Annotated in this window: 11 protein-coding genes; 9 read left to right on the top strand and 2 right to left on the bottom strand. The window is 69.9% G+C overall.

Features of this window, described 5'->3' with window-relative positions; translation table 11 throughout:
* Positions 1–72: 72 nt before the first annotated feature.
* A complete protein-coding gene (speE, locus tag K343_RS0116990; protein ID WP_028009084.1) occupies positions 73–924 on the bottom strand; it encodes a polyamine aminopropyltransferase in 852 nt (283 codons plus the stop codon).
* 140 nt (positions 925–1064) lie between these two features.
* On the opposite strand from speE, the gene speA reads away from it, so the two are divergent.
* The 3 genes from speA to K343_RS0116975 all read left to right on the top strand — a co-directional run bounded on the left by speA (position 1065) and on the right by K343_RS0116975 (position 4595).
* A complete protein-coding gene (speA, locus tag K343_RS0116985) occupies positions 1065–2969 on the top strand; it encodes a biosynthetic arginine decarboxylase (protein WP_043113058.1) in 1905 nt (634 codons plus the stop codon).
* 102 nt (positions 2970–3071) lie between these two features.
* Positions 3072–3521 (top strand): SRPBCC family protein, encoded by a 450-nt coding sequence (locus tag K343_RS0116980; protein WP_028009082.1) that lies wholly within the window; start codon positions 3072–3074, stop codon positions 3519–3521.
* Positions 3522–3566: 45 nt separating this feature from the next.
* Positions 3567–4595: a DUF72 domain-containing protein gene (locus tag K343_RS0116975; protein WP_028009081.1), complete on the top strand. Its 1029-nt coding sequence runs from the start codon at positions 3567–3569 to the stop codon at positions 4593–4595.
* On the opposite strand, the gene argH is transcribed toward K343_RS0116975, so the two are convergent.
* Positions 4592–5977, bottom strand: a complete 1386-nt coding sequence (argH, locus tag K343_RS0116970; protein ID WP_028009080.1) for an argininosuccinate lyase — start codon at positions 5975–5977, stop codon at positions 4592–4594. The two genes, K343_RS0116975 and argH, sit on opposite strands and share 4 nt — an antisense overlap.
* Positions 5978–6093: 116 nt before the next feature.
* Here argH and K343_RS0116965 point away from each other — a divergent pair, with 116 nt between their 5' ends.
* From K343_RS0116965 to K343_RS0116940, 6 genes are all read left to right on the top strand, one after another.
* The gene (locus K343_RS0116965; protein ID WP_028009079.1) at positions 6094–7179 is read left to right on the top strand and encodes a sensor histidine kinase; all 1086 of its coding nucleotides are present in this window, start codon (positions 6094–6096) and stop codon (positions 7177–7179) included.
* Positions 7180–7220: 41 nt separating this feature from the next.
* A complete protein-coding gene (locus K343_RS0116960; protein ID WP_028009078.1) occupies positions 7221–7964 on the top strand; it encodes a LytR/AlgR family response regulator transcription factor in 744 nt (247 codons plus the stop codon).
* 81 nt (positions 7965–8045) lie between these two features.
* Positions 8046–8972 (top strand): hydroxymethylbilane synthase, encoded by a 927-nt coding sequence (hemC, locus tag K343_RS0116955; protein ID WP_028009077.1) that lies wholly within the window; start codon positions 8046–8048, stop codon positions 8970–8972.
* Positions 8969–9742, top strand: a complete 774-nt coding sequence (locus K343_RS0116950) for a uroporphyrinogen-III synthase (RefSeq protein WP_028009076.1) — start codon at positions 8969–8971, stop codon at positions 9740–9742. The genes hemC and K343_RS0116950 overlap by 4 nt, the downstream gene beginning before the upstream one ends.
* Positions 9739–10785: a uroporphyrinogen-III C-methyltransferase gene (locus tag K343_RS0116945; RefSeq protein WP_028009075.1), complete on the top strand. Its 1047-nt coding sequence runs from the start codon at positions 9739–9741 to the stop codon at positions 10783–10785. The genes K343_RS0116950 and K343_RS0116945 overlap by 4 nt, the downstream gene beginning before the upstream one ends.
* On the top strand, positions 10782–11969 hold the full coding sequence (locus K343_RS0116940; RefSeq protein WP_028009074.1) for a heme biosynthesis HemY N-terminal domain-containing protein: 1188 nt from the start codon (positions 10782–10784) through the stop codon (positions 11967–11969). The genes K343_RS0116945 and K343_RS0116940 overlap by 4 nt, the downstream gene beginning before the upstream one ends.
* Positions 11970–12046 lie beyond the last annotated feature (77 nt).

Below are 12046 nucleotides of genomic sequence, written 5' to 3'. Positions count from 1 at the left end.
GGCGCCAGCGGGATGCTATAAAAAAGGCCGCCGTCTCCCGGGGAGACGGCGGCCTTTTCCGTGCCGGCCGGTTCAGCGCTGCAACGCGCGCTTGACGTAGGTCGGCAGCGCGAACGCGCCGTGGTGCGTGTCGGCGTTGTAGAAACGGCAGTCGAGCGCGTCGATCGCCTGGGCGTCGAGGCGGGCGGCGAGCGGGCCGGCCTTCTTGCAGGCGATCGAACCCGACCACCAGCCGGACGGATAGATCACCTGCGGGAAGTGCAGCAGATGCGTCTGCGCGAAGCCGGCTTCGCGCATCGCGGCGTGCATTTCCTGGATCAGTTCCAGATGCAGTAGCGGCGACTCGGACTGCTGGACCAGCATGCCGTCCGGCTTCAGGGCCTTGATGCAGTCGAGATAGAAGCGCTTGCCGAACAGGCCCTCGGCCGGGCCGACCGGGTCGGTCGAGTCGATGATGATCAGGTCGACCGAGCCCGGCGCCACATCCTTCATCCACTGGATGCCGTCGCCGAAGAACAGCGTCGCGCGCGGATCGTCGTTGCGATCGCACAGTTCCGGGAAATACTGCTCGGACAGGCGCGTGACGCGCTCGTCGATCTCGACCTGCGTCGCCGACTTCACTTCCGGGTGTTTGAGCACCTCGCGCAGCGTGCCGCAGTCGCCGCCGCCGACGATGACGACGGTCTCGGGATTCGGGTGCGAGTTCAGCGCCGGGTGCGACATCATCTCGTGATAGAGGAAGTTGTCGCGGGTCGAGACCATGGTGCAGCCGTCGATCGTCATCAGCCAGCCGAAGGTCTCGGTCTTCCAGATTTCGATCTTCTGGTACGGGGTCTGCTCCTCGTGGACTTTCTCGCCCTTCAGCGAAAACGCCGTGCCGGTGCTTTCCATCGGCTCGGTAAACCAGGTGCGATCCAGCGTCATGACGACCTCGTAGGCTGCAGATTCGGGAACAGGGTGGACGGGCGCTCGCGGGTGGGGCCCGTCGCTCCTACAATGGCCGCCCTCCGCTGCGAGGCGGCGCGAGTATATCGAGTGAATGAGGCCGGTGGGTGACGCGCGAGATGAATGACGAACGGGTGGCCGGCACGCCGGCGTGGGACGCGGCACAGGCCTGCGAGCTGTACAACGTTCCGCAGTGGGGCGAAGGCTATTTCGACGTGGCGGCCGACGGCCGTATGCGTGTGCGCCCCTACCGCGATCGTTCGGGTGTCGAGATCGACCTCTACGAACTGGCCAGGCGCCTGCCCGGCGAAGGCCTGCCGCTGCCGGTGCTGGTCCGCTTCGTCGACATCCTGCACGACCGCGTCGACCAGCTGACCGGCGCCTTCGCCTCGGTCATCGAGGAACTCGGCTACGAAGGGCGCTACACGGCCGTCTACCCGATCAAGGTCAACCAGCAGGGCGATGTCGTCGAGGAGATCGTCCGCCACGGCGGCGCGCGCGTCGGCATCGAAGCCGGCAGCAAGCCCGAGCTCGCCGCCGTGCTCGGCCTGGCGCGGCCGGGCAGCATCATCGTCTGCAACGGCTACAAGGACCGCGCCTACATCCGCCGCGCGCTGATCGGCAGCAAGCTCGGCCACCGCGTCTACATCGTCGTCGAGAAGCTCTCCGAGCTGCCGATCGTGCTCGAGGAGGCGCGTGCGCTCGACGTGGCGCCGCTGATCGGTCTGCGTGTGCGCCTGTCGTCGAACTTCACCAGCACGCAGCAGAACACCGGCGGCGAGAAGGCCAAGTTCGGCCTGTCGGCGCCGCAGATTCTCGAGGCGGTCGAAATGCTGCGCGCCGCCGGCCGCCTCGACGCCGTGCAGATGATCCACTTCCACCTCGGCTCGCAGGTCGCCAACGTCCAGGACGTCGCGCGCGGCCTGCGCGAGGCCTCGCGCTTCTACGTCGAGCTGCGCCGGCTCGGCGCGCCGGTGGAGGTCGTCGACGTCGGCGGCGGGCTGGGCGTCGACTACGAGGGCACGCGCTCGCGCTCGTTCTGCTCGATGAATTACTCGCTGCGCGAGTACGCGCGCAACATCCTGCGTACGCTGCAGGAAGTCTGCCTCGCCGAAGGGTTGCCGCAACCGAACGTGATTTCCGAGTCGGGGCGCGCCCTGACCGCGCACCACGCGGTGCTGATCGCCGACGTCGTCGAACACGACGAGGCGCCGACGCAGCGCGTCGAGGCCCCGGCCGCGGACGCGGCGGCGGTCCTGCAGGAGCTTTACGCGCTGTTCCGCGAGATCGACGTGCAGGGGCCGATCGAGAGCCTGCACGATGCCGCGCAGTACTTCGCCGACGCCCAGGCCCAGTACGCGCAGGGCCTGCTGACGCTGCCGGAGCGTGCCTACGCCGAGCGCGTCTACTACGCGCTGGCGCGGGCGGTGCTGCCGCAGCTCGATCCGACGATTCGCGCGCAGCGCGAGGCCTACGACGAACTGCGCGAGAAGCTCGCCGCGAAATATTTCTGCAACTTCTCGGTGTTCCAGTCGGTGCCGGACGCCTGGGCGATCGATCAGGTCTTCCCGATCATGCCGATCCACCGGCTCGACGAGCGGCCGCAGATCCGCGCGCGGCTCTGCGATCTGACCTGCGACTCCGACGGCCGGCTCGACCAGTACGTCGATCGCGAGGGCCTGATGCCGACGCTGGCGCTGCATCCGCTGCGCGCCGGCGAGCCGTACCTGATCGGTTTCTTCATGGTCGGCGCCTATCAGGAAATCCTCGGCGACATGCACAACCTGTTCGGCGATACCAACGCCGTCAACGTCGCGCTCGATGGCGACGGCGGCTGGCACCTCGAAGGCGCCGAGCAGGGCGACCGCACCGACGAGCTGTTGCGCTACGTGCATCTGGAGCCGGAGAAGCTGGCGGCCGCCTATCGCGCCAAGCTCGACGCGCTGGCCCTGCCGGATGCGCAGAAGGATGCGCTTTACGCCGAACTCGAAGCCGGTCTCAGCGGCTATACCTATCTGTCCTGAGCGTTTCGTTCAGCGAGGCGTCGGCTGGAGTGTGGTGTAGTTCGCGGCGTTGTCGCCTCGTTCGGGCGACACTGATTCCACGCTTTCGTTGCGTTGACGCCGATGATTACCGTCGCCTGCTCCATCCGCATTCACCGTCCGGCCGACGAGGTCTTCGCTTACGCCGGTGACTATCGCAACGATGCCCGCTGGCGCTCCGGGGTGAAGGCGATGCGTTGCGAGCCGGACGTCGAGCCGGCGCTTGGTGTGCAGACGCACGAGACCATGCAGATGTTCGGCCTGCGCGCCGAGACGCTCGCCGAGATCATCGCCTGGGAACCGGGCCGGCGTACCGCGTTCCGCTCGATCAGCGGCCCGGTGCCCTGCGAGGGGCGCCGCCTGTTCGAGCCGACCCCGGACGGCACCCGCGTGACCTACCAGTTGCATCTGCGCCCGCAGGGCAGCTGGCGCGTACTGGAGCCGCTGCTGGCGCTGCTGTTCCGTCTGCAGGCCTTCGCCGACCTGCGTCGCCTGCGCCGGCGGATCGAGGCGCCGCTCCTGCAGCCGGCTTAGGCATCGCGCTTTGCCGGCGCCCGGCCGGCCCCGCACAATCGGCGCATGCAGGACTCCCTGTTTCCCGACACCGCGCCCGCGCCGCTTGCCAGCGTTTTGCCGTCGCGCCGCCGCGTCGGCGGCGTCGAAGCGGCGACCCCGTCGGCCCGTTTACTCGCCCTGCGCGAGGCGCTGCCGGCGACGCTGCGCCTCGGGACCTCGTCGTGGAACTATCCGGGCTGGGTCGGCAGCGTCTGGGCGCAGGATTACGCCGAGGCGACGCTGTCGAAGAAGGGGCTGCGTGCCTATGCGCGCCATCCGCTGCTGCGCACGGTCAGTCTCGACCGCGCGTTCTATCGCCCGCTCGACGCCGGGCGCTACGCCGCCTACGCGGCGCAGGTCCCCGATGACTTCCGCTTCGTCGTCAAGGCGCCGAGCGTGGTGACCGACGCGCTGATCCGCGGCGAGGACGGTCGTGGCCTGGAGGCCAACCCGAACTTTCTCGATCCGAAGCTGGCGGTGCACGCCTGCGCCGCGCCTGCGCTCGAGGGCCTGGGCCACAAGCTCGGCGCGTTGGTGTTCCAGCTCAGCCCGCTGCCGGACACGCTGCTGCACGATCGCGACGCGCTGCTGCGGCGTCTGGCGGCGATGCTGCGGGCGCTGCCGGATCTGCGCGCGACGGCGCCGGATGCGGTCCTGGCCGTCGAGGTGCGCAACGCCGCCTGGCTCGGTCCCGATTTCGTCGCCGTGCTGCGCGAGTGCGGTGCGACCTACTGCCTGGGCCTGCACGCCAAGATGCCACCGATCGCCGAGCAGCTGCCGACCCTGCGCGCGCTGTGGCCGGGGCCGCTGGTCTGCCGCTGGAACCTGCACCGGCGCCACGGCGCCTACGGCTATGAAGAAGCGAAGCGGCTCTACGGCACCTTCGACCGCATCGTCGACGCCGATCCGCAGACGCGCGAGACGCTGGCGCGCGTCATCAAGGGCACGACCGCCGCCGGCTGGCCGGCGTACGTGACGATCGGCAACAAGGCCGAGGGCTCGGCGCCGCTGTCGGCGCTGGCGCTCGCCGAGGCGGTCGTGGCCTTGCCTTAAGCCTTCTTCGCGGCGCGCGCGCGGGCGATCGCGGCGCGCACCTGGGCCGGCGCGGTGGCGCCGTAGTGATTGCGTGCGTTGAGCGAGCCTTCGAGCGTGATGCGCGCGTAGACATCGGCCTCGACCAGCGGCGAGAACTGCTGCAGCTCGGCGAGCGTCAGCTCGGCGATGTCGCAACCCTTCTGCTGCGCGTAGGCGACCGTGCTGCCGACGGCGTGGTGCGCATCGCGGAACGGCAGGCCCTTCATCACCAGATAGTCGGCGAGGTCGGTCGCCGTCGAGTAGCCCTTGGCGGCGGCGGCGCGGCAGTTGTCGCGGCGGACTTCGATCGCCGGGATCATCTCGGCGTACACCGACAGGCAGATCGAGACGGTATCGACGGTGTCGAACAGCGGCGGCTTGTCTTCCTGGTTGTCGCGGTTGTACGCGAGCGGCTGGCCTTTCATCAGCACCAGCAGCGCGTTGAGGTTGCCGATCACGCGGCCGGTCTTGCCGCGCACCAGCTCCGGCACGTCCGGGTTCTTCTTCTGCGGCATGATCGAGCTGCCGGTGCAGAAGCGGTCCGGCAGGTTGACGAAGCCGAACATCGGCGTCGACCACAGGATCAGCTCCTCGCTCCAGCGCGACAGGTGCACGAGGATCAGGCTCGCGGCGGCGCAGAACTCGATCGCGAAGTCGCGATCGGAGACGGTGTCCAGCGAGTTCTCGGTGACGCCGTCGAAGCCGAGCAGCTCGGCGACGTAGTGGCGGTCGATCGGGTAGACCGTGCCGGCCAGCGCCGCCGCGCCGAGCGGCAGCAGGTTCATCCGCTTGCGGCAGTCCACCAGGCGCGAACGGTCGCGCAGCATCTGCTCGCGCCAGGCCAGCATGTGGTGGCCGAAGGTCACCGGCTGGGCGATCTGCAGATGCGTGAAGCCGGGCATCACGGTGTCGGCCTCGCGCTCGGCGAGGTCGAGCAGGCCGTCGGCAACGCGGTCGAGCAGCGCCAGCAGCTCGTCGATGACGTCGCGCACGTAGAGGCGCAGGTCGGTGGCGACCTGGTCGTTGCGCGAGCGGCCGGTGTGCAGGCGCTTGCCGGCGTCGCCGATCGCCGCCGTCAGCCGCGCCTCGATGTTCATGTGCACGTCTTCGAGCTTCTCGCTCCATTCGAAGCGGCCGGCTTCGATGTCGGCGAGGATGGCATCGAGCCCGGCGACGATCTGGCTCACGTCGTCGGCCGACAGCACGCCGACCTTGCCGAGCATCTTCGCGTGCGCCTGCGAGCCGCGAATGTCCTGGCGGTAGAGGCGCGCATCGAAGCTGACGGATTCGGAGAACTTCTCGACGAGCGCGGACGTGGATTCGGCGAAGCGGCCGCCCCAGAGTTTCTGGTTCCCGGACATGGACGCAGGATCGGTGATGGAAAAGGGGGCCGATTATAGGCGCGACGCTTGCCGGTAGCCCGCGCGGCACTGCAAAGTGGCGTCCGCCGGCAGGTGCCGGTGACCCGCCAGACCCCGTGCAGCAGATCGCGCCGTCGCCCCGCCATCGCCTCGACCTGATTCCGAACTTCTGCGAGGCGCGACCGGTCCTGTCGCTGGCCTTCATCATGGCGCTGGTGGCGGCCGTGCTGACGCTGGCGAACGGCGCCTCGGGCGAGCTGGCGCTGCAGCGCTGGCTGCTGATCACGCTGTACCTGCAATGGATCGGCTTCTGCGCGGCGGCGACGCTGTGCTGGGCGCGGCGCTGGCTGCGCTACGCGCGGCCCGGCGTCGTGTTCTTCGTCTGCTGGGGGCTGCTGGTCGTCATCGTCACGCTGATTTCGGACATCGCCTACCGACTCAGCGCGTACATGCACTGGGATTTCGCCGCCATCGGCGAGTCGCGGCTGATCTTCATCCTGCGCCACGCAGTGATCGCCGCGATCGTCGCGCTGATGCTGCTGCGCTACTTCTGGGTCCGCCACCAGTGGACGATGCAGGTCCGCGCCGAGGGTGAGGCGCGCTACCAGGCGCTCAACGCGCGCATCCGGCCGCACTTTCTGTTCAACTCGCTGAACAGCCTCGCGGCGCTGATCCAGGTGCGTCCGGACGAAGCGGAAATGATGGTCGAGGATCTTTCCGACCTGTTCCGCGCCAGCCTGCAGAAGGGCCTGCAGATCGCCCAGCTGCTCGAGGAGATCGGCCTCTGCCACGCCTATCTGCGCATCGAGAAGCTGCGGCTCGGCGACAAGCTGGTGGTCGAGTGGGACATTCCCGAGGAAGTGCTCGAGTGGCCGGTGCCGAAGCTGATCCTGCAGCCGGTCATCGAGAATGCGATCCATCACGGCATTTCGCGGCTCGCCGGGCGCGGCACCATCCGTATCGCCGCGCGCGAGATCTTCGGGCGGCTCGTCATCGAGGTCAGCAACCCGATGCCGCCGCAGAACGAACCGATGGTGCACGGCAACCGTGTCGCCACCGACAATATTGCCCAACGCCTCAAGCTGATTTACGGTGGCGGTGCGCGGCTCGAACTGGGCCGCGACCTGCGCCTGGAAGGCGGCGTGTTCCGGGCGCGGCTGGTACTGCCGCGCATCAGCATGCCGGAGCCGGTGCCGGTCTGAATTCGAACCAGGGAAGCGGGACAGGGGAGAGGCAAGAACCAATGCGCGTCGTAATCGTCGATGACGAACCGCTGGCGCGGGAGCGCCTGAAACGGCTGCTGCAGGAATTTCCGGGCTACGAGGTGGTGGGCGAGGCCGACAACGGCGAAGCCGCCCTCGACGTCATCGATGACGAAGAGCCGGATCTGGTCCTGCTCGACATCCGCATGGGCGGCATCGACGGCCTGCAGGTCGGCCGCCAGCTCGCCGAGATGGACGTGCCGCCGGCGGTGATCTTCACCACCGCCTACTCCGAGCATGCGCTGTCGGCCTTCGACGCCAATGCCTCGGCCTATCTGCTCAAGCCGATCCGCATCGAGAAGCTGCGCGACGCGCTGCAGCGCGTGCGCAAGCCGACGCGCGCGCACAAGCCGCAGGCCCAGCCCGGGGCCGAGACCAAGCCGCTGAAGCGCGAGTTCATTCTGGCGACGACGCGCGACGGCCTGATCCGCGTGCCGACCCACGAAGTCGTCTACTTCCTCGCCGACCAGAAGTACACGACGGTCGCCCACCTGCACGGCGAGGTGCTGATCGAGGAGTCGCTGAAGACGCTGGAGGAAGACCTGCAGCCGCAGTTCCTGCGCATTCATCGCAAGGCGCTGGTCAACACCAACTTCATCGCCAGCCTCGAACGCGACCGCCACGGTGAGCAGCATCACTGGCTGAAGATGAAGCACGCCTCGCAGTCGCTGCCGGTGTCGCGCCGCCGTCTGGCCGAGGTGCGCCGCTTCCTCACCGAGACCTGAGCCGACCGGCGCGACCGCGGTTCCGCGGCGGCGGAATCGTGTGACAATGCGCGCCCCGCATCGTCACGTTCCCCGAGCCCGATGAATCTCCGCATCGCGACCCGCGAATCGCCGCTGGCGCTCTGGCAGGCCCAGCACGTCAAAGCCCGCCTCGAGGCTGCCCATCCGGGGCTCGAGGTCAGCCTCGTGCCGATGACCACGCGCGGCGACCAGCTGCTCGGCAGCCCGCTCGCCGCCGCCGGCGGCAAGGGGCTGTTCGTCAAGGAACTCGAGCAGGCCATGCTCGAGGATCGCGCCGACATCGCCGTGCACTCGATGAAGGACGTGCCGGTGCAGCAGCCGGAGGGCCTCGCGCTCAGCGCCTATCTCGACGGCGAGGACCCGCGCGATGCCTTCGTCTCGAACCGTTTCGCGACGCTCGACGCGCTGCCGCAAGGCGCCGTCGTCGGCACGTCGAGCCTGCGCCGGCAGGCGCAGCTGCGCGCGCAGCGTCCGGATCTGACGGTGCGCGATCTGCGCGGCAACGTCGGCACGCGGCTGCGCAAGCTCGACGAGAACCAGTACGACGCGATCCTGCTCGCGCACGCCGGTCTCGCCCGGCTCGGGCTCGGCGAGCGCATTCGCGAAAGCTTCGCGGTGACGCGCTTCGTGCCGGCGATCGGCCAGGGCATCATCGGCATCGAATGCCGCGCCGGCGACGCGCCCACGCAGGCGCTGCTCGCGCCGCTCGCCAGCGCGGCTTCGGCAGCGCGGCTGGCGGCCGAGCGGGCGATGAACGCCAGGCTCGGCGGCGCCTGTCAGGTTCCGGTGGCCGGTCATGCCGTGATCGACGGCGGGCGCCTGCGCCTGACCGGTCTGGTGGGCGCGCCCGACGGCTCGCAGCTGATTCGCGACGCCGTCGAAGGCGCGGTCGCCGATGCCGCCGCGCTCGGCGGCGAGCTGGCCGAGCGCCTGCTGGCACGCGGCGCACGTGCCATCCTCACCGCACTGGGTATCGCGCTGGCGTGAACGCGAGCGCGCCGCTGCAAGGCCTGCGCGTGCTGGTGACGCGTCCGGCCGCGCAGGCGGATGCGCTGTGCCGTCTGCTCGAGGCGCGCGGCGCGCAGGTGCAGCGCCTGCCGCTGCAGGCGATCGAGCCGGTGCGCCAGCCGGCGCTTGCGGCGCGCGCGCTGGCCGGCATGCGCGATGCGGTCGCCTGGATCTTCACCAGCGCCAACGCCGTGCGCTACGCGCAGCAGCTCGATGCCGGCGTCTGGCCGGCGACCGTCGCCGTCGGCGCCGCGACCGCCGCGGCGCTCGAAAGACTCGGCCACGCGCCGCTGGTGCCGGCCCAGGACTTCAGCACCGAAGGCTTGCTCGAAATGCCGGAGCTGCAGGATCTGGCCGGCCGCCGCGTCGCCGTGATCAGCGGCGAGGGCGGCCGCGAGGCGCTGGCGCCGGCGCTGCGCGCGCGCGGCGCCGAGGTCGAACGGATCGCCGTCTATCGCCGCGTGCCGCTGCCGCACGACGCGGACGCCGTCGCCCGCGCACTGGCCCAGGCCGACGCGCTGGTCGTCACCGGCGGCGAGGCGCTCGCCCAACTGCTGCAACTGGCGCCGGCCGCGGAGCGCCCGCACCTGCTCGGCCTGCAACTGGTTGTGCCGAGCCGGCGTGTGGTAGAACAGGCCCGGCAGCTCGGCTTCGGGCGCGAGCCGCTGGTGCCGGATCAGGTTGCCGACGCGGCTTTCGTGCGCTGCCTCGAAGCCTGGCGTCGCGCCGACAACAAGTTCATGCAATGACCGAACCGGAAGTCTCCAAGCCGTTCTCCGTCGAACCTGCGCCCGCTTCGCGGGCGTACGGCCGCTGGTTGCTGCTGATCGTCGCCGCGGCGCTGCTGGCCGGCGGCGGCGCCTGGCTCTACGCGCGCGTCGGCAGTCTGTTCGCCGCGCAGGAAGAAGCGCTGCGCCGCACCGGGCGCGACCTCAATGCGCTCGAAGTGCAGGCCGACCGGCTCGAGTCGCGGCAGACCGATCTGGCCGCCGCCAATCAGCGCAACGCCGCGGAAATCGCCGAGTTCGCGAGCCGCATCGACGCGCACGACCAGATCGTCGGCCAGCTCAAGGAGCAGCTCGCCGGCGGGCGCGGCCACTTCCAGCTGGCCGCGGTCGAACAGCTGCTGCTGCTCGCCAACGACCGCCTGCAACTGGCGCGCGACGTGCCGGCGGCGATCGTCGCGATCGACGAGGCCGACACGCGCCTGGTCGCGCTCAAGGAGCCGCGCCTGTTCCCGGTGCGCCAGGCGCTGGCGCAGGAGAAGGCGGCACTGCAGGCGGTACCGCTGCCGGACTACGCCGGCGCCGCGCTGACGCTGTCGAGCCTGATCGAGCGTGCGCCGCGCCTGCCGCTGGTGGCGCGCGTGCCCTCGCATTTCGAGGCGACGCCGGAGCATGTGCTGCTGCCGGACGACGCGCGCTGGTATCAGCGTGCCGCCGCGTCCATCCGCGAAGCGCTGTCCGGCGTGTTCAGCGTGCGTCGCGACGCCGGTCCGTCGCCGCGCCTGCTCGATGCCGAGCAGGAAGCCCTGGTCGTGCAGGTGCTGGCGCTCAAGCTCGAAGGCGCGCGCGTGGCGCTGCTGCGCGGCGACACCACCAGCTTCCGCGATCTCTGCGAGTCGGCCGCCAGCTGGCTCGATACCTACTTCCAGCGCGACGACCCGAGCGTCGCCGCGGCGCGCGCCGAGCTCGAACGGCTGCGGCCGCTGGAGCTGTCGCCGCCGCTGCCCGACATCAGCCGCAGCCTGAGCCTGCTGCGCGCCTTCATGCGGCCGGCCGAGACGCCATGATCCGCCTGCTGCTCGTTGCGCTCGCCGTGCTCGCCTGCGGCGCCGCCGCGGCGTTCTACCTGCGTGCCGAAACCGGCTACGTGCTGATCAGCTTTCATCACTGGATCGTCGAGACCTCGCTGCTCGGCCTGATGACGGCGATCGTCGCCGCGCTGTTCGGCGCCTATGCGCTGCTGCGCCTGCTGGTCGCCGGCGTCAGCCTGCCGCTCACGGTGCGCCGCGTTCTGCAGCGCCGCCGCGAGGAAAAGGCGCAGGCCTCGTTCGAGACCGGTCTGCTGCGGCTGCTCGAGGGCAACTGGAAACGCGCCGAGATCGAGCTCGTGCGCCGTGCCGCCGATCATCACGCCGGCCATCTCAACTATCTGGCCGCGGCCCGCGCCGCGCAGCGGCTCGGCGCCGGCGACCGCCGCGACCACTACCTGCGGCTGGCCGGCGAGATCGCGCCGGAGATGGAGTTCGTGACCTTGCTGACGCAGACCGAGCTGCAGATCGAGCGCGGCGAGTTCGCCGCCGCGCGCGATACGGCCCTGAAGCTGCGCGGCATCAACGCGCACCACCCGTACGTGATCGAGCTGCTGGCGTCGAGCTACGACGGCCTGCAGGCCTGGGAGTCGTTGCGCCAGCTGCTGCTCGACGCCGGTACCCGCGAGGCGCTCGGCGAGGAACGCTACCGCGAGCTGATGACGCGCACCCTGCGCGAATGTCTGCTGGAGGCGCAGCGCCTGGCGCGCCTCGATCGCCTGAAGACGGTGTGGGATGCGGCGCCCAAGGATTTCCGTCTCGTGCCGGAGGTTCGCAACGAGTATGTGCGGGGCCTGGCGCGTCTCAACGCGCATGCCGAGGCGCTGGCCTTCGTCGCCGACGTGCTGGCCAGGAACTGGGATCCGCAGCTTGCAGAGCTGTACGGCGAACTGCATGCGAGCGATCCGCTGACGCAGCTGGCGGCGATCGAGGAATGGCTCAAGCAGTACGGCGAGCGGCCGGAGCTGCTGATCACCGCCGGCCGCGTCTGTCTGCGCAATCGCCTGTGGGGCAAGGCGCGCAGCTACCTCGATGCGGTCGTTCGCGTCGCGCCCTCGGCCGGTGCCTATCTGGAGCTGGCGCGGCTGTGCGAGATGACGCAGAACGGCGAGGAAGCGCAGCGCTTCTATAAGCAGGGCCTGGAATTCTCCGCGGGCCTTTGACACTCGGCGGATGCCTCGCGATCGGCATTTCCTGCCCGTCGCGCCGGCGATCGACGTTCAGCGCGACGGCGGCCCCG

The sequence above is a fragment of the Solimonas flava DSM 18980 genome, from assembly GCF_000426685.1.
In the GTDB taxonomy this organism is placed as follows: domain Bacteria; phylum Pseudomonadota; class Gammaproteobacteria; order Nevskiales; family Nevskiaceae; genus Solimonas; species Solimonas flava.
Note: the sequence above shows the minus strand (reverse complement) of the source record. Positions and strands in the feature narration are given on the sequence as shown.